The sequence below is a fragment of the Microbacterium maritypicum genome, assembly GCF_008868125.1.
GTDB classification, from domain to species: Bacteria; Actinomycetota; Actinomycetes; order Actinomycetales; family Microbacteriaceae; genus Microbacterium; species Microbacterium maritypicum.
The window spans coordinates 1,657,144-1,673,956 of the sequence record NZ_WAAQ01000001.1 but is presented as its reverse complement, the minus strand read 5'-3'; the positions used below and the strand labels follow the sequence as shown (position 1 = coordinate 1,673,956).

Annotated in this window: 18 protein-coding genes; 7 read left to right on the top strand and 11 right to left on the bottom strand. The window is 68.7% G+C overall.

The window, feature by feature from the left end; all coding sequences use genetic code 11:
- Nucleotides 1-3: 3 nt before the first annotated feature.
- Complete coding sequence (locus F6W70_RS08085) at nucleotides 4-804, bottom strand: TrmH family RNA methyltransferase (RefSeq protein WP_055868296.1); 801 nt, start codon at nucleotides 802-804, stop codon at nucleotides 4-6.
- Nucleotides 805-919: 115 nt separating this feature from the next.
- Between F6W70_RS08085 and F6W70_RS08080 the strand changes: the two genes are divergently transcribed.
- Together F6W70_RS08080 and F6W70_RS08075 are read left to right on the top strand one after the other, a co-directional pair.
- The gene (locus tag F6W70_RS08080; protein ID WP_055872544.1) at nucleotides 920-1,759 is read left to right on the top strand and encodes a Sir2 family NAD-dependent protein deacetylase; all 840 of its coding nucleotides are present in this window, start codon (nucleotides 920-922) and stop codon (nucleotides 1,757-1,759) included.
- Nucleotides 1,756-2,343 carry a histidine phosphatase family protein gene (locus F6W70_RS08075; protein ID WP_055868302.1) on the top strand — a complete coding sequence of 196 codons (588 nt, stop codon included), beginning with the start codon at nucleotides 1,756-1,758 and terminating at the stop codon, nucleotides 2,341-2,343. Before F6W70_RS08080 ends, F6W70_RS08075 begins: the two co-directional genes overlap by 4 nt.
- Here F6W70_RS08075 and F6W70_RS08070 read toward each other — a convergent pair whose 3' ends face one another.
- The 5 genes from F6W70_RS08070 to F6W70_RS08050 are packed head-to-tail and all read right to left on the bottom strand — an operon-like array spanning nucleotide 2,344 to nucleotide 8,292.
- Nucleotides 2,344-3,150, bottom strand: a complete 807-nt coding sequence (locus F6W70_RS08070) for an HpcH/HpaI aldolase/citrate lyase family protein (protein ID WP_151486350.1) — start codon at nucleotides 3,148-3,150, stop codon at nucleotides 2,344-2,346.
- Complete coding sequence (locus F6W70_RS08065; RefSeq protein WP_151486349.1) at nucleotides 3,147-3,635, bottom strand: MaoC family dehydratase; 489 nt, start codon at nucleotides 3,633-3,635, stop codon at nucleotides 3,147-3,149. Before F6W70_RS08065 ends, F6W70_RS08070 begins: the two co-directional genes overlap by 4 nt.
- 9 nt (nucleotides 3,636-3,644) lie before the next feature.
- On the bottom strand, nucleotides 3,645-4,793 hold the full coding sequence (locus F6W70_RS08060; protein ID WP_017830646.1) for an acyl-CoA dehydrogenase family protein: 1,149 nt from the start codon (nucleotides 4,791-4,793) through the stop codon (nucleotides 3,645-3,647).
- 2 nt (nucleotides 4,794-4,795) lie between these two features.
- Nucleotides 4,796-6,733: an acetyl/propionyl/methylcrotonyl-CoA carboxylase subunit alpha gene (locus F6W70_RS08055; protein ID WP_151486348.1), complete on the bottom strand. Its 1,938-nt coding sequence runs from the start codon at nucleotides 6,731-6,733 to the stop codon at nucleotides 4,796-4,798.
- A gap of 5 nt (nucleotides 6,734-6,738) precedes the next feature.
- Nucleotides 6,739-8,292, bottom strand: coding sequence for a carboxyl transferase domain-containing protein (locus tag F6W70_RS08050; protein ID WP_151486347.1), 1,554 nt, complete (start codon nucleotides 8,290-8,292; stop codon nucleotides 6,739-6,741).
- A gap of 110 nt (nucleotides 8,293-8,402) precedes the next feature.
- On the opposite strand from F6W70_RS08050, the gene F6W70_RS08045 reads away from it, so the two are divergent.
- Nucleotides 8,403-9,008 (top strand): TetR/AcrR family transcriptional regulator, encoded by a 606-nt coding sequence (locus F6W70_RS08045; RefSeq protein ID WP_151486346.1) that lies wholly within the window; start codon nucleotides 8,403-8,405, stop codon nucleotides 9,006-9,008.
- Here F6W70_RS08045 and F6W70_RS08040 read toward each other — a convergent pair.
- From F6W70_RS08040 to pdhA, 3 genes are read right to left on the bottom strand one after another with little or no spacing between them, the layout of a single operon-like run.
- A complete protein-coding gene (locus tag F6W70_RS08040; RefSeq protein WP_151486345.1) occupies nucleotides 9,001-10,362 on the bottom strand; it encodes a dihydrolipoamide acetyltransferase family protein in 1,362 nt (453 codons plus the stop codon). The genes F6W70_RS08045 and F6W70_RS08040 overlap by 8 nt on opposite strands.
- Nucleotides 10,359-11,369, bottom strand: coding sequence for an alpha-ketoacid dehydrogenase subunit beta (locus F6W70_RS08035; RefSeq protein WP_017830651.1), 1,011 nt, complete (start codon nucleotides 11,367-11,369; stop codon nucleotides 10,359-10,361). Before F6W70_RS08035 ends, F6W70_RS08040 begins: the two co-directional genes overlap by 4 nt.
- Nucleotides 11,366-12,487 carry a pyruvate dehydrogenase (acetyl-transferring) E1 component subunit alpha gene (gene pdhA / locus F6W70_RS08030; protein ID WP_055868328.1) on the bottom strand — a complete coding sequence of 374 codons (1,122 nt, stop codon included), beginning with the start codon at nucleotides 12,485-12,487 and terminating at the stop codon, nucleotides 11,366-11,368. Before pdhA ends, F6W70_RS08035 begins: the two co-directional genes overlap by 4 nt.
- A 171-nt stretch (nucleotides 12,488-12,658) precedes the next feature.
- On the opposite strand from pdhA, the gene F6W70_RS08025 reads away from it, so the two are divergent.
- Nucleotides 12,659-13,132, top strand: coding sequence for an Lrp/AsnC family transcriptional regulator (locus tag F6W70_RS08025; RefSeq protein WP_017830653.1), 474 nt, complete (start codon nucleotides 12,659-12,661; stop codon nucleotides 13,130-13,132).
- On the opposite strand, the gene F6W70_RS08020 is transcribed toward F6W70_RS08025, so the two are convergent.
- Nucleotides 13,104-14,003, bottom strand: coding sequence for an alpha/beta fold hydrolase (locus tag F6W70_RS08020; protein WP_151486344.1), 900 nt, complete (start codon nucleotides 14,001-14,003; stop codon nucleotides 13,104-13,106). The two genes, F6W70_RS08025 and F6W70_RS08020, sit on opposite strands and share 29 nt — an antisense overlap.
- A 66-nt stretch (nucleotides 14,004-14,069) precedes the next feature.
- On the opposite strand from F6W70_RS08020, the gene F6W70_RS08015 reads away from it, so the two are divergent.
- From F6W70_RS08015 to F6W70_RS08005, 3 genes are all read left to right on the top strand, one after another.
- Nucleotides 14,070-14,810 (top strand): 3'-5' exonuclease, encoded by a 741-nt coding sequence (locus F6W70_RS08015; RefSeq protein WP_151486343.1) that lies wholly within the window; start codon nucleotides 14,070-14,072, stop codon nucleotides 14,808-14,810.
- 112 nt (nucleotides 14,811-14,922) lie between these two features.
- On the top strand, nucleotides 14,923-15,837 hold the full coding sequence (locus tag F6W70_RS08010; protein ID WP_151486342.1) for a helix-turn-helix transcriptional regulator: 915 nt from the start codon (nucleotides 14,923-14,925) through the stop codon (nucleotides 15,835-15,837).
- 174 nt (nucleotides 15,838-16,011) lie between these two features.
- Nucleotides 16,012-16,329: a DUF7882 family protein gene (locus F6W70_RS08005; RefSeq protein WP_055868346.1), complete on the top strand. Its 318-nt coding sequence runs from the start codon at nucleotides 16,012-16,014 to the stop codon at nucleotides 16,327-16,329.
- 44 nt (nucleotides 16,330-16,373) lie between these two features.
- Here the strand turns inward: F6W70_RS08005 and F6W70_RS08000 are convergent, their stop codons facing one another.
- Nucleotides 16,374-16,634, bottom strand: coding sequence for a DUF6458 family protein (locus F6W70_RS08000; RefSeq protein WP_141386039.1), 261 nt, complete (start codon nucleotides 16,632-16,634; stop codon nucleotides 16,374-16,376).
- Between the last annotated feature and the right edge of the window lie 179 nt (nucleotides 16,635-16,813).

Here is a 16,813-nt window from a genome sequence, read left to right as displayed (position 1 = left end):
GCGTCAGGCCTTCATCGACCAGAGCGCGACCGCAGCCGCTGATGCCACGTTCAGCGAGTCCACTCCCCCGCTCATCGGGATGGTGACGACGGTGTCCGCGCCGTCCATGGCCTCCCGCGAGAGACCGTCGCCCTCCGACCCCATGACCAGGGCGACGCGGGACGGGCGTTCGGCGGCGTAGGCGTCGAGGGTGACGGCGTCATCGCGCAGCGCCAGGGCGGCGATGTCGAAACCTGCGGCGTGAAGATCCGCGATGGCGGATTCCCAGTCCGTGATCCGTGTCCACGGCACCTGGAACACGGTGCCCATACTCACGCGGACGCTGCGACGATAGAGCGGGTCGGCGCCACCCGGCGACACGAGCACGGCATCGGCCCCGAGTCCGGCGGCGGCGCGGAAGGCGGCCCCGACGTTGGTGTGATCGCCGATGTTCTCCAGGATCAGCACGAGGGACGCCCCCTCGATCACGTCGTGCACGGCCGGCAACTCGGGTCGATGCATAGACGCGATCGTCCCGCGGTGCACGGCGAAGCCGGTCACCGCCTCGGCGATCTCGTCCGGCACGACGTACACGGGCACATCGAGATCGCCGACGATCTCCCGGATGTCGTCGATCCGGCGTTCCTGCACCAGGAGGGAGCGTGGACGGTGGCCCGCGGCGACGGCGCGCGCGATCACCTTCGTCGACTCCGCGATGTACAGCCCGCCGGACGGCTCGGAAAGAGTGCGCAGGGCGGTATCGGTGAGTGCACGGTAGTCATCGAGGCGTCGGTCACAGGCGTCGGTCACAGGCAGCAGTTCCACGGGCTCCACTCTGCCACCGCCCGGGAGTCGTCCCGCACCGACATCTCCGAGAGCCACCCCCGTCGGTCGGGTCCGCCGCACGCCCGGGCACCGTAGACTCGCTCGAGGAGGTCCTGTGAGCGTGTCGAATCCCGCCGAGCTGTCGGCCACCATCGCCCACGCCGCCGAGCTGCTGCGTGAGAAGCGCATCGCACTCCTCACCGGCGCCGGCATCTCCACCGACTCCGGCATCCCCGCCTATCGCGGCGAAGGAGCACGGACCCGCAGCGATCCGATGACGATCCAGACCTATCTGGGCGACGAGGCTGCGCGGCGCCGGTACTGGGTGGGCGGGCACCTCGGCTGGCGCGCCTTCGCCAGGGCGGAGCCGAACGCCGGGCACACCGCCCTCGCGCAGCTCGAAGCAGCGGGCACCGTGTCCGGCGTCATCACCCAGAACGTCGACGGACTGCATCTGCGAGCCGGGAGCACGCACGTCATCGAGGTGCACGGGACGATGCGCCGCGTGCTGTGCCTGCAATGCGGACAGGTCTTCGACCGCCGCGACATCGCCGTGCAGATCGAGGAGCTCAATCCCTGGATCACCGTGCCCGAGAACATCGCGCTCGCCCCGGACGGCGACGTCCTCCCCGAGAGCACGGACGGGTTCATCGTCCCCGTGTGCACCGTCTGCGCCGGCATGCTCAAGCCGGATGTGGTGTTCTTCGGCGAGTACGTGCCACAGGACCGCTTCCGTGCGGCGGAGTCGCTGCTGCGCTCCAGCACCGCCTTGATCGTGGCCGGATCCTCGCTGGTCGTGAACTCCGGTGTGCGCCTGGTCGAGCGTGCCCGCCGTCGCAACATCCCCCTGATCATCGTCAACCGTGAGCCGACGCGCGCGGATGCCTGGGCGCATGTCACCATCGCCGCCGGCACCAGCGACGTGCTCCCCGCCCTCCAGGAACTCCTCTCGTGACCCACCTCACTCTCGTCCGCCACGGTCAGACCGACTGGAACCTCGCCAAGCGCATCCAGGGCTCCACAGACATCCCCCTGAATGAGACCGGGCGTGAGGATGCCCGGTGGGCGGCGGAGAAGCTCGCCGCGACGACGCACCACGCGGTGTACACCAGCCCGCTGCTGCGGGCGAAGGAGACGGCCGAGATCATCGCCGATCGCCTGGGCCTGGAGATCGCAGGAATCGTCCCCGACATCCGCGAGCGGGAGTTCGGCGACGGCGAAGGCATGCTCGTGCCCGATTACATCAGAACCTACGGCGACTGGCACGCCGAGGTCCCGGGCGCCGAATCCCTGCACGAGGTCGGAGAACGGGCCATCGCGGCCTTGCACGCGATCGCGCGCGAGGCCCGACGGAGATCGACGCCCCGCGCGGAGTCGGTGATCGTCGTCGCGCACGGTGGGGTGATCCGCGCCGTTATCGACCACGTCTCCGGTGGCACGCTCCCCCGCGACGGCGAGGTCCTCCAGAACGGCTCCGTGCACCGCTTCGTCGCGGCGCCGGGCTATCTGCGTCTGCTCGAAGAGTCGCCCGTCCTCTGATCAGAGGGCGCGGGAGGTGACCGCGCGTGCATGGCGGAGCACCGGCTCGTCGATCATGCGTCCCTGGAATCGGAAGACTCCGCGCTCGGTCTCGGCGGCGGCGAGCACCGCATGGGCCCAGGTGATGGTCGCCTCGTCGGGACGATAGGCCGCGCGGATCGCCGCCACCTGGTTCGGATGGATGCAGGCCGTCGCCGAGAAGCCGGACGCGGCGGCGTCGATAGCCTCGTGTCGGAGCCCGTCTGCATCCTCGAGGTCGATGTGCACCGCGTCGATCGCGGCCTTGCCGTGCGCCCCGGATTCGAGGAGAACGCGAGCGCGGGCGTAGCGGGCGATGTCGCGATAGCCGCCGTCCGCGCGCCGTGACGAGGTCCCTCCGAGTGAGGCCACGAGATCCTCGGCGCCCCACATCATGGCCGAGACCCGCGGGTGTGCGGCGATGCGGTCGGCCGCGTGGATACCGCGCGCCGTCTCACAGAGGGCGATCAGCGAGTATCGCTCATCGAAAGCCGCCAGGCTCTCCACGTCCTCCGTCTTCGCCACCATCACCGTGCGGAAGTCGGTCTGCGCCAGAGCCGCGAGGTCGGCTGCGAAGGCACCGCTGTCTGGTGCGTTCACGCGGACGATCACACGGTTCGGGTCGAGGTCGGCCGCGATCACATTGCGCCGCGCGGCATCCTTCGCATCCGGAAGCACCGCATCCTCGAGATCGAGGATGATCGCATCAGCCCGCTCGGATGCCTTCTGGAAGCGCTCAGGACGGTCGGCAGGGCAGAACAGCAGCGCCGGACCCAGATCGAACGTCATGAGGTGGTCCCTTCCGGAAGGCAGTGCACGAGCACCGATCGTACGGCGGTGGCGACGACGGTGCCGCCCTGGTTCCGCCCGGTGTGCGCGATGGTCACGATGCCCTGCCCTGGGCGCGACGAGGAGAGGCGCTTCTGTGTGACCACGCTCTCGGTGTAGAGCGTGTCGCCGGCGAACAGCGGATGAGGGAACGCCACGTCGCCGAATCCGAGCTGCGCCACCAGAGTCCCCTGGGTCAGCTGCGCCACGGAGGAACCCACCATGGTCGACAGCGTCCACATCGAGTTCATCAGGCGCGCGCGGAACGGGTCCTGGGCATCGGCGAAGGCCGCATCCAGGTGCAGGGCCTGCGTGTTCATGGTGAGCGTGGTGAAGAGCACGTTGTCGGCCTCGGTCGCCGTGCGCCCCGGCCGATGCAGGTAGCGGGCGTCGACCTCGAACTCCTCGTAGTACAGACCCCTCTGGAGGATGTCGTGCGTGGTCATACCGCCACGCTACCCGGCGAGTCCGAGTCCACGAGCGATGACGAGCAGTTGCACTTCGGTGGTGCCCTCGCCGATCTCGAGGATCTTCGAATCGCGGTAGTGACGCCCCACCGGGAACTCGTTCATGAAGCCGTTCCCGCCGAAGATCTGCGTCGCGTCCCTGGCGTTGTCCATCGCGGCCTCCCCGCCGACCAGCTTCGCGATGGCCGCGGCTTCGGCGAACGGCTTCCCCGCATCGCGGAGTCGCGCAGCGTGGTGCCAGGCGAGACGGGCGGTGTGCACCCGTGCACGCATGCGGGCCAGGGTGAACTGGGCGTTCTGGCGGGTGCTCAGCGCGGCGCCGAAGATCGTGCGGCTCTTCGCATACTCGACCGCCGCCTCCAGGCAGCCCTCCGCCGCGCCCGTGGAGAGAGCAGCGATCGCGATGCGTCCTTCGTCGAGGATGCTGAGGAAGCTGCGGAAGCCGCTCCCTCGCTCGCCCAGGAGGTTGCCGGCAGGCACGCGAGCGCCGTCGAACGTCAGCGGATGAGTGTCTGAGGCGTTCCAGCCGACCTTGTCGTACGGTGCCTCGACGGTGAACCCCGGCGTGCCGTTGGGGACGATGATCGTCGAGATCTCCTTGCGCCCGTTCTCGTTCCCCGTCACCGCGGTGACCGTGACGAAGCGCGTGATCGGTGTTCCCGAGTTGGTGATGAACTGCTTGGAGCCGTCGATCACCCATTCGTCGCCGTCGAGGCGCGCCGTGGTCCTGGTCGCCCCCGCATCGCTTCCGGCCTCCGGTTCGGTGAGACCGAAACCGGCCAGCGCCCGCCCCGCGAGCAGATCAGGGAGCAGCTCCCGGCGCTGCTCCTCGGTACCGAAGCGATAGATCGGCATCGCGCCGAGACTCACCCCCGCTTCGAGCGTGATCGCGATGGACTGGTCCACACGGCCCAGCGCCTCAATCGCGATGCCGAGAGCCATGTAGTCACCGCCCTGTCCTCCGTACTCCTCCGGGAACGGCAGACCGAACAGGCCGAGATCGCCCATCTGCGCCACGACGTCCATGGACAGGGTGTGCGTGCGGTCAGCCTCGTAGGCCTGCGGTGCAACGACCGTGTCGGCGAACTCCCGCACCATAGCGGCGAGCTCGCGCTCCTCTGCGGACAGGTCTTCCATGTTCAACTCTCCTCCGTCGTCACGCGGGCGACCGGTTGGTCACGCCGCACCTGGTCACCCACGGTGACCAGCAGATGCACCACACCGTCGTGGGGCGCGAGCACGGGATGCTCCATCTTCATCGCCTCGATCGAGACGAGCGCGTCGCCCGCGGAGACCGAATCCCCGTCCGCGACGTGCAGCGCCACGACGCTTCCGGGCATGGGGGCGCGCCCCTCCGGCTCCGTCGGCGCGGATCCCGCTTCGCGCGCGGACAGCCGTCGCTTCATCCGCTGCTTCCTGTCGAGGGGGCGGAGGCGAACCGTGCGACCGTCCTCGGCCACCCACACAGCGCCGTCCGCGTCCACTGCGGCGTGGACAGCGCTTCGCGATCTCGTAGCCGATCCTTCGTCGAGCGCGACCTCTTCGTCGTCATCCGTGAGGGCGACGAACAGAGGCGGTGCCGCATCCCCGGCCCCCAGGCGCCAGCCGGGAAGGTCCCGCCACAGGGCGGTGGTCCGCATCGGCGCGGCGGTTCCCGCGACCGTGTCCTTCGCCGCCGCGAGCTGTGCCGGCGACGGCCTCAGCGTGCCGAGCGGAAGCAGGGTCTCGATGAGCCCGGTGTCGAGGTCTCCCTCGATGACGCGCGGGTCCTGGCAGAGCGTGCGGAGGAAGGCGATGTTGGTCTCGACGCCCAGGACGACCGTGCGGGCGAGCGCCTCGTCCAGTCGCGCGAGCGCGGTGGCGCGGTCGTCGGCGAAAGCGATCACCTTCGCGATCATCGGGTCGTAGAACCCGGTCACCTCGCTCCCGGTCTCGATCGCCGCGTCCACGCGAACGCCCGACGGCGGATCGAACAGCAGCACCGTCCCCGTGGAGGGAAGGAACCCGCGTTCCGGCGACTCCGCGTACACACGTGCCTCGACCGCGTGGCCGCGCAGGCGCGGAGTGACCTCCAGCGCCAGCCCCGCGGCCGCACGCAGCTGGAGAGCGACCAGATCGAGGCCGGTGACCTCTTCGGTCACGGGGTGCTCCACCTGGAGGCGTGTGTTCATCTCGATGAAGAACACCTCGTCTGGCGCATCGGCATCGATGAGGAACTCGACGGTGCCCGCGCCGACGTACTCGACGCTCTCTGCGGCGAGGACGGCTGCCGAGAGCAGTCGCTCACGGGTGGGGGCCGGGATGCCCGCCGACGGCGCCTCCTCGATGACCTTCTGATGCCGTCTCTGCAGGGTGCACTCGCGCTCGCCGAGTGCGATGACCGTGCCGTGCGCGTCTCCGAAGACCTGCACCTCGATATGCCTCGGGCGTCGGATGAGGCGTTCGAGGATGAGCGCGTCGTCGCCGAACGCTGCCGATGCCACTCGGCGCGCGGAGGCGAGAGCTCCCCGCAAGCCCGCGGCGTCCGCAACGACCTCCATGCCTTTACCGCCCCCGCCGGCGCTGGGCTTGACGAGCAGTGGGTAGCCCACGCCGTCCGCCTCCTCGGCGATCTCGAGGTCGGACAGTCCTTTCGCATCGAAGCCGGGGACGACCGGAACGCCGTAGCGCTGCACGTGCTCGCGAGCGCGGGCCTTGTCGCCCATGATCTGCAGGGCGTCGATGGAGGGACCGATGAAGACGATGCCGCTCTCGGCACAGGCCTCGGCCAGCCCGACGCTCTCGGACAGGAACCCGTACCCGGGGTGGATGGCCTGCGCACCGGTGCTGCGGGCAGCGGCGATCACGGCATCGATGTCGAGATACGACTCGGCCGCGGGCGCGGGGCCGATCCGCACGGCATCGTCCGCTTCACGCACGTGGGGAGCCGAGGCGTCGGCATCGCTGTAGACGGCGACGCTGCGGATACCGAGCGCCCGGAGGGTACGGATCACGCGGCGGGCGATCTCCCCGCGATTGGCGACGAGAACCGTGTGGAAGGTGCCGGTGTTCGAAGGAGACGGTGCAGACAGGGACATGGCACTCACATCCGGAAGACGCCGAAGCGCGGTTCGGGCAGCGGGCTGCGGGAAACGACTTCGAGGGCCAGGCCCAGGAGGTCACGGGTCTGTTCGGGGTCGACGATGCCGTCGTCCCAGAGTCGTGCCGTGGCGTAATAGGGCTCACCCTGGTGCTCGTACTGCTCACGGATCGGAGCCTCGAACTCCGCACGGTCCTCGCTCGTCCAGGAGTCGCCCCGGGCGGAGAGTTGATCCTCCTTCACGGTCGCGAGCACGGACGCGGCCTGTGCGCCACCCATCACGGAGATGCGGCTCGCGGGCCAGGTCCACAGGAACCGGGGCGAATACGCCCGACCGCACATCGAGTAGTTTCCGGCCCCGAACGATCCACCGATGATCACGGTGAGCTTCGGCACCCTGGTGCTGGCCACGGCGGTGACCATCTTCGCACCGTCCTTCGCGATGCCGCCGGCCTCGGCATCGGAGCCGACCATGAACCCCGTGATGTTCTGCAGGAACAGCAGCGGAATACCCCGCTGGTCGCAGAGTTCGATGAAATGCGCTCCCTTGAGCGCCGATTCGCTGAACAGCACGCCGTTGTTCGCGACGATGCCGACGGGGTGCCCGTGCAGGCGGGCGAATCCGGTGACCAGGGTCGTGCCGTACTCGGGCTTGAACTCGAGGAAGGTGTCGCCGTCGACCAGACGGGCGACGACCTCGTGCACATCGTATGCGGCGTTCACGTCGACGGGGACGGCGTCGTACAGGCTCGTCGACTCGGACGGAGGGCCGCTGTTCAGCACCTCCCAGGCGGGCGCCGCGGGAGGGGGAAGCGTCGCGACGATGTCGCGGAGGATCTCGAGCGCGTGCTCATCATCCTCGGCGAGATGGTCGACCACACCGCTGCGGCGTGCGTGCAGCTCTCCCCCGCCCAGCTCTTCGGCGGTCACGATCTCCCCGATCGCGGCCTTCACGAGAGGGGGTCCGCCGAGGAAGATCGTCCCCTGACCGCGGACGATGACGGTCTCGTCGCTCATGGCGGGAACATAGGCGCCACCCGCGGTGCACGACCCGAGCACCGCGGCGAGCTGAGGGATCCCCTCGGCCGACATGCGCGCCTGGTTGAAGAAGATCCGGCCGAAGTGCTCACGGTCGGGGAAGACCTCGTCCTGCTTCGGGAGGAACGCTCCTCCCGAGTCGACCAGGTAGAGGCAGGGCAGCCGGTTCTCTAGGGCGATCTCCTGTGCGCGCAGGTGCTTCTTGACCGTGAGCGGGTAGTAGGTGCCCCCCTTCACCGTCGCGTCGTTGCAGACCACCATCACGTGTCGACCGTGGACGAGGCCGATACCGGCGATCACGCCGGCTCCCGGCGCCTCTCCCCCATACAGTCCGTCGGCGGCGAGCGGGGCGACCTCGAGGAACGGACTGCCCTCATCGAGCACACGGGCGACGCGGTCGCGAGGGAGCATCTTCCCGCGGGCGATGTGCCGTTCGCGGGAAGCTTCTGGTCCGCCGCGCGCCGCGGTCGCGAGGCGCGTTCGCAGCTCGTGCGCCAGTGATTCCTGGGTTGCGGGCATCGTGATGTCCTCCTCGACCCACGTCCGCGCGGGCGGACCCTGGCGCGGTGCATGCACTTTCGGTTAGTGTTCACTAACCCGTTGATTCAGGTTAGCGAGGATTAACTGAGATGACAAGCCCGGTCACAGCCCGAGACCGCGCCAAGGCCGAACGGTCCGATGCGATCCTGCACGCCGCCGCGCGCCTCTTCGCCGCGCGCGGATACAGCGGGGTGAGCCTCGAAGACATCGGCGCGGCGGTCGGCGTCTCCGGGCCGGCCGTGTACCGCCACTTCGCCGGAAAACAGGCTCTGCTGGGCGCCGTGCTCGTCAAGGTCAGTCAGGACCTGATCTCGGGCGGTCGTCGCGTCGCCGCGGAGTCGCCGACTGCCGATCAGCGGATGCGCGCGCTGATCGGCTTCCACGTCGAGTTCGCCCTGGGCAACGCCGAGGTCATCCAGGTGCAGGACAGGGATGTCGCGTTCCTGTCCGAGGCCGATCGCGCCGAGGTCCGACGCCTCCAGCGTGCGTACATCGAGTTGTGGATGGCCGCGCTGTCGCCGTTGCAGGCGCCCGAGGGCGACGCCGATCAGGACGAGCTGCGTCTGCGCGTGCAGGCCTGCTTCGGGCTCATCAACTCGACGCCGCACAGCACGCGCACTGCCGCCAGGCGGCACTCCGCCACCGCGACCGTACTGATCGCGATGGCGGATGCGGCGTTGCGCGCGACTACCTGAAGAGCATCGCCCGTCCGGGCTCTTCGAGGATGTCGGCGACGTCCTTGAGGAATCGGGCTCCTTCGGCTCCGTCGACGAGGCGGTGGTCGAAGGAGAGGCTGAGCGTCATCATCTGCCGCAGCGCGATCTCGCCGTGGTGCTCCCAGGGCTGGCGACGCACCGCGCCGACGGCGAGGATCCCCGACTGGCCAGGCGGGAGGATGGGAGTTCCGGCATCGACGCCGAAGACGCCGATGTTGGAGATCGAGAATGTGCCGCCGGCGAGTTCGGCGGGCGAGGTCTTCCCCGAACGCGCGACCTCGGCGAGCGACCGCACCGCGTCCGCCATGCCGAGCAGCGTCAGCCGCTCCGCATCCCGGATCATCGGGACGATCAGTCCCCGATCCGTCGCCGCGGCGATCCCCAGATCGACGTAGTTGTGCTGGACGATCTCGCCCGCAGCCTCGTCCCACCGAGAGTTGAGTCCCGGGGTCCGGCCCAGAGCCAGGCACACCGCCTTCGCGACCACTGTGAGCGGGCCGATCCGGTGTGCGCTGAGTGCGCGATCGTCGCGAAGACTCGACAGCAGATCCATCGTGGCGGTCACATCGACCGTGTGGAAGACGGTGACATGCGGGGCGGTGAACGCGCTCTGCACCATCGCGGCCGCCGTGTGCTTGCGCACGCCGCGGATGGGGATGCGCGTCTCACGCTCCCCGTCTCCGAGCGCCGCCGGACTCGAGGGCGCCGTCGCGGGGATGCCCGACGTCTCGTCCACCGTCGCACCAGCGCGGCCCACTCGCTCCGCATAGGCATCCACGTCGCTCCGGGTGATGACCCGGTCCCCCACCTCTGCCGCGACCAGCACCAGGTCGATGCCGAGGCGCTTGGCGTGTGCACGCACCGGCGGAGTTGAGCGCGGGCGCTCGATCACCACGTCGACGGCCGCCGACGGGGTGGCATCGTGCGGCGCCGCCTCGAGGACAGCCGTGTCCACCGGGACCGGCGTGCCACCGATCCGGCGGGCGCGCCGTGCGGGCCGACCTGCACTCGTGGGGGCGGCGCCGTAGCCGACGAGGTTCGGCTGGGCCTTCTCGGCGGACTCGGACGCCGATTCCGATGCATCCGGCTCATCTCCCACTACGTCGAAAGCGATCAGAGGGGCACCGACGGCGATGGTCTGGCCGGCCTCGGCGTGCAGCGTCGACACCGTGCCTTCGTAGGGAGAGGGGAGCTCGACGACCGCCTTGGCCGTCTCGACCTCGGCGAGCGTCTGGTTGAGGGCGACAGTGTCACCGGGCGCGACGAGCCAGGTCACCACCTCGGCCTCGGTCAGGCCTTCTCCGAGATCCGGAAGACGGAACTCCGCGATCATGCCTCAGCTCCCGTCAGACTGTTCGGTCGGTCCAGCACGCGATCCACGGCGTCCAGAAGCCGATCGAGGTCAGGCAGATGGTACTTCTCGAGCTTCGCGGGCGGGTATGGGATGTCATGGCCGGTGACCCGCAGCGGCGCGGACTCGAGGTACTCGAAGCAGCGCTCGGTGATGCTCGCGATCACTTCGGCGGCGACTCCCGCCTCGCGGGAGGCCTCGTGCGCCACGACCACCCGACCGGTCTTGCGCACGGACGCGGCGACCGAGTCGTAGTCGACGGGTGAGAGCGAACGCAGGTCGATGACCTCGAGGGAGATCCCCTCGTCGTCGGCGGCCTCGGCCGCCTGCAGCGCCGTGGAGACCATCGCCCCGTAGGTGATCAGTGTCGCGTCCGTTCCGGTGCGCACGACGCGCGCGAGTCCCATCGGCGGCGCATCCGCGAGCGGCGCCTCGAGGTCGACCTCGCCTTTGTGGTGGTACAGACGCTTCGGCTCGAAGAAGATCACCGGGTCGTCCGACGCGATCGCCTGACGGAGACTGCGGTACGCGTCCTCCGGGTTCGACACCGCGATCACGCGCAGTCCTGCCGTGTGCACGAAGTAGGCCTCCGGAGATTCGGAGTGGTGCTCGGCTGCGCCGATGCCTCCCGCCCACGGGATCCGGATGGTGATGGGCATCTTCACGCGGCCCTGCGTGCGGTAGTGCAGCTTCGCGACCTGGGCGACGATCTGGTCGAACGCGGGGTACACGAAGCCGTCGAACTGGATCTCCACCACCGGGCGGTAGCCGCGGAACGCCAGACCGACAGCAGTACCGACGATCCCGGACTCCGCCAGCGGTGTGTCGATCACCCGTGCCGCGCCGAACTCGTCGAGGAGCCCGTCGGTGATGCGGAACACACCGCCGAGCTTGCCGATGTCCTCACCGAGGAGCACGACCTTGTCGTCGTCGCGCATCGCTTGACGCAGGCCCGCGCCGAGTGCTTTTCCGAGAGTGAGTTCGGTCATGCCGATGCCTCGCTCTCGAACGATGCGAGATACGCGGCGTACTCGCCGCGCTGACGCTCGAGTCCGGTGTGCGGCTCGGCATAGACACCGTCGAAGACCGCGAGGGGCGGGCGCGTCACCATGCCGAGGCATGCGGCGCGCATCTCCTTCGCCACGACGTCGGCTGCCGCCTGGGTCTCCGCCTGGTGCTCATCCGTGAGTGCTCCGGTGGCGCGCAGGTGCGCTTCCAGTCGCGCGATCGGGTCGCGCCGGCGCCAGGACTCGAGTTCGGCCTCGTCGCGGTACCGCGTCGGATCGTCCGCCGTGGTGTGCGGACCCATCCGATAAGTGACCGCCTCGATGTAGGCGGGGCCCTTGCCGGACCGTGCGTGCTCGAGCGCCCAGCGCATCGCGGCCATGCAGGCGAGGATGTCGTTGCCGTCGACGCGGACACTGGGGATGCCGAAGCCGGGTGCACGTCCGGCGATCGGATACTGCGACTGCACGGCGACAGGCTCGGAGATCGCCCAGTGGTTGTTCTGGCAGACGAAGACGACGGGCGCCTGGTAGGACGCGGCGAAGATCATCGCCTCGTTGACGTCGCCCTGACTCGTCGCGCCGTCTCCGAAGTAGGTCACGGCGACCTCGTCGGCGCCGTCGTGCTGGATGCCGAGGGCGTAGCCGACGGCGTGCAGGGTCTGCGCGCCGATGATGATCTGCAAAGGAGCGACCCCGAGAGCGGCGGGGTCGTACGCGGCGCCTTCCTCTCCGCGCCACATGCGCACATAGTCGCCGGGCTGGGCGCCTCGCGCGTAGATGACTCCGGTCTCGCGGTAGCTGGGGAACACGAAGTCCTGCGCAGCGATGGCCCTCGCCGTGCCGATCTGCGTCGCCTCCTGGCCCTGGCAGGGAGCCCAGAGACCGAGCTGTCCCTGACGCTGGAGGGCGACGCCTTCTGCGTCGATCCGCCGGAGGATGACCATGTCACGCAGCAGGGAGCGCAGCTGCTCGGCATCGACGTCCGCGACGAAGGGGTCCAGCCGAGGGTTCGCGATGCGACTTCCATCCGGGTTGAGGATGCGCTCCGAGAGCTCCAGATCCTGGGCGGTGTCTGCGATGGGGGTGATCTGCGGTGACATCGTCGTCCTCCTCGTCCTCGGCGGCCCTCGTGAGGCTCCGCGCACTGATGCCAGCGTCATCACGGGCATGGTCTGAGAGCACGTCTGGTCAACACCTCGCTCAAGCATTGTGAAACGGCTTGAGCATGTTGCTCAATTTGGGGGGATGAGGTGCTGCTAGGGTTTGGCACTATGCCAGGACTGGACCGCATCGATCTCGAGCTTCTCGCCGCCCTCGCCGACGACCCCAGGACCACCATCGTCGCGCTGGCGGAGAACTTGGGGCTCTCGCGCAACACGATTCAGGCGCGAATGGCGCGCTTGGAGCAGAGTGGAATCTTCCTGTCGTACGAGCGGTCGTTCTCGACCGATGTGCTCGGATTCCCGTTGCAGGCATTCGTCAGCATCGGCGTGCGACAGACCGAGCTTCCCCGCATCATCAACGAACTCGCCCGGATTCCGGAGGTCGTGCAGGCGCATGGCCTCAGCGGATCGATCGATCTGCTCGCACGTGTGGCCTGCCGGGATGCGCGCCACCTCTTCGACACCGACGCGCGGATCCTGTCGATCGAAGGCGTGGAACGCACCGAGACCTCACTCGCGATGGGCGAGGTGATCCCGTTCCGGGTCGCCGGACTCATCGGCCTCGCGCGACGGGAATCCTGAGGAAGCGCCGGATGGCCCCCGCCGCTTCGGCCGGGGTCTCATAGTGGATCAGATGCCCCACGTGCGCGATCTCGACCAGTGAGGCGTCGGGGAAGATCTTCGCCAGCTTCCGCTCCGCCTCGATCGGCGTGATGTCATCGCGCTCGGCCGCGACCAGCAACGTCGGGATATCGATCTCGGGTGCGAACTCGCGGACGTCGTGGGAGACGCTCGCGACGAAGGCGTCGCGGAGCACGTCGCGGTCGGAGAACCGAGAGAAGTAGGTGTCGTGCTGGTCGTGGATGAACCGACGGAGTTCGGGGTCCTTCGTCTTGGCCATCGTGATGCTCATGACGCGGACGATGACCCGGTTGCGCAGCAGCGCGGTTCCGAAGGCCTCGGGGAGCCGGGCGCCGAGCGCGTAGTACAGCACCGCGAGACGGGTCATGAGTCCCTTCGGGCCTTCCAACGCCGGCGCCCCGATGGGGTTCAGCAGGATCAGACGAGGGGTCTGCAGTCCCCGGGCGACAGCCGCCGCCGTGACGATCGAGCCGAACGAGTGACCGAGGATCACGGCGCCCGGTGCGACCTCCGCGGCGAAGTCGGTGAGCCATCCGGCGTACTCGTCGAGATCGTGTCGGCGGCCGGGAAGAGGCGCCGACTCGCCGAAGCCGGGAAGGTCGGGGGCGACCACGCGAACTTCGGGGAGGTAGGCGAGAACCGGTTCGAGGCCGTGGTGCTCGCCACGGAACCCGTGCACCGCGATGACCGTGGTCTCGGCGTCTTCAGGGCCGTACACCCAATACGCCGTGGTGGCACCGCGCACCTCGACCTCGTGGCGCTGCACGGGAAGGCGACGAAGACGGTCCGCGTAGGGAGATGGCACGGTCATGGTCCGAGTCTACGAGCCGCCGTGCGCCTTCTCCTGAATGTCCGCGGCCGGCCGTAGCGTGAGGGCATGCCATCCGGATCTCCGCTCCCCGCGTGGCTCACGCGCGTCGGTGTGTTCGACCTGGAGACGACGGGCGTCGACGTCGAGTCGGATCGCGTGGTCACCGCCTATGTCGGCGTGCTCGATGCGGGGGGACGCCAGGTCGCGGCTCGCTCATGGCTCGCAGACCCCGGAGTCCCGATTCCCGAAGGAGCGACTGCTGTGCACGGCATCACCACCATGCACGCACGATCGCAGGGAAGGCCGGCGCACGAGGTCGTCGCCGAAGTCACCGCCGCGTTGCGATCGTTGTTCGATCAGGGGGTGCCGGTCGTCGCCTACAACGCGTCGTACGACTTCTCCCTGCTCGCCTGTGAAGCGATCCGTCACGGAGTCGAGCCCCTCACAGACCCGGCCCCCGTGATCGATCCGCTCGTGATCGACAAGGCCTTCGACCGCTACCGTCGTGGCCGGCGCACGCTCGAAGTGGTGGCGGCGCACTATGCCGTGCCGCTGGAGAGCGCCCATGAAGCGTCTGCCGACGCCATCGCCGCCGGACGTGTCGCGCAGGCGCTCGCGCGTCAGTTCAGCCTCCCCGAATCTCCCGCGCAACTCCACACGCATCAGATCGGGTGGGCCCGATCGCAGGCGGCGAGCCTCACCGAGTACTTCGTGAGCATCGGCCGGCTCGACCCCGATGACGCGCTCGACGGTAGCTGGCCCGTTCGATCCCCTTCCCCTCACACGGATTCCCCTCTCTCAGATTGACTGATTCCTCGAGCGCATCAGTGCTCTACGGCCGGGGCTCAGGTGCAGTGGGATACGCTCCGGGTGGTGCGCTTTCGAGTGGGATCTGGGCGCGAAGCACAAGGAGTAACCCATGCAGTTCACATCCGCCGATCTGGAGCGGGTGGAGTCCACGTGGCAGCAATTCGTCCCCTCCTCGTCGCTGCAGAAGGCGGACCCGCGGAGGTTCCGATTCGACTGGCGATCCGAGGAGCTCGAGACCGCGTCCCTGATCGACTATCGCCTCGCCGCGCAGGTGCATTCGCGAGCCGAGCCGCTGGAGCAGCTCCTGGTGTGCCGTGTGGAGGCTCCTGACGCGCGCGTCTGGTCCGGGCGGGAGTCGCTGGATGCGCAATCCGTGTGGATGTCGGATGGCACCGAAGTCGAGGCGAGATGGGACCGCTCCGCTCGCGTTCGAGCCGTCGTGTTCGATCATCAGGCGGCAGAGAATCGAGCGCGGCAGATCACCGGCGACGATCGCCGAGAGCTGCGCACCACCGGGCTCGTGCCGCACTCCGCAGCCGACGCCCAGCGCTGGGAGCGCATGTTCGCGTACCTCGACCAGTCCTTGGCGGCGGGAGACACGGAACCGCTGCTGATCGCCGAGCTCGAGCGTCATGCCTTGACGGTGACCCTCTCGGCGTTCCCGACGACGTTCACGGACTCGCTGCAGCGTCCGGCACAGCGCGCCGGCGCGCCTGCGTCCGTGCGTCGAGCACTCGCCTACATCGATGCGAACGCCCATCTCGCCATCACGATCGACGATGTCGCGGCCGCGTCCTACATCTCTACACGGGGTCTGCAGTACGCATTCCGGCGCGCTCTCGACATCACGCCTGCCGATGCCCTGCGACGAGCGCGCCTCGACGGCGCCCATCGGGATCTCCGCGACGGAGACGGCCGCTCCGTGGGCGAGATCGCTCGGCGATGGGGCTTCAGCAACTCTTCCCGGTTCACCGTGGCCTACCGCGAGGCCTACGGGGCTGCGCCTTCACTGCCGTCTGCGTGACAGGGAACGAAGACTCTGTTCGCATCGGACGGCGCGTCGGACCCTGCGCCCGTCTCCGCGGGACATTGTTGGCTAGAGTTCGAATATCCCGGACCGCCTTCTCGGTCCTCCGAGCATGCCGTCGAGGAGAACCATGGTCTGTGCCCCGCACATCGTCGAATCGTCCCCCTGCTGATGGGCAGCCTCTACTACGGCGACGCGAAGACCCCGATCCAGATCGACGATCGCGCGCTTGCGCACCTGAAGGTCGTCATCGCCACGAAGCTCCGCCGCAACGAGAGCTTCACGCTCTCGTGGCGACACCCTGAAGGCGATGCGCCCGGTCGCTCGACGTTGTGGCTGCACCCCTCGATCCCGCTGCGGTTCGTGTTCCAGGACGCGGAGACGCCGGACCTGAGCCGGAGATGGATCGAGGAACTCGCGCACTCCGCGAGCTCCAGCGGTGGGATCACCCTCGTCGAGGAACACCTCGAGAGCGTCCACGCCGACTGACGGCGCCCGTCACCCTCCGGGGTCGACGCCGCCAGCCGACCGGTTCACACCGCGTCGTCGCCGGTGGAGCTCACGGAGCGACGAGTCGTCGGTGCTCCCGTCGCGGGGTCGACGACGGTGCGCGAGACCGTCTCCGTCCGACGACGACGCGCCAGCAGGACGATGCCGAGCAGGAATATGACCACTCCTGCGCCCATCAGGATGTAGCCGACCATGTCGAGGTCGACCCAGGCGACGTCGACATTGATCGCGAAGACGAGGATCGCCCCGATCACGAAGAGCGCGATTCCGCTGCCGATGCTCATGGTGCCTCCCGTTCTGCGGCGCGGTGCCGCACCTTCGAACAATGGCGCGGTGTCCAGCCGGGCGGGAGGGGCTTGACAGCCGACGAACCGCGCGTTCCGGTGGTTTCCGGCAAGCTCCTACCACCGGTCGACCTGCCGTCGTGCAGATGCCGTGACGACGATCGCGAGACCTGCCACCT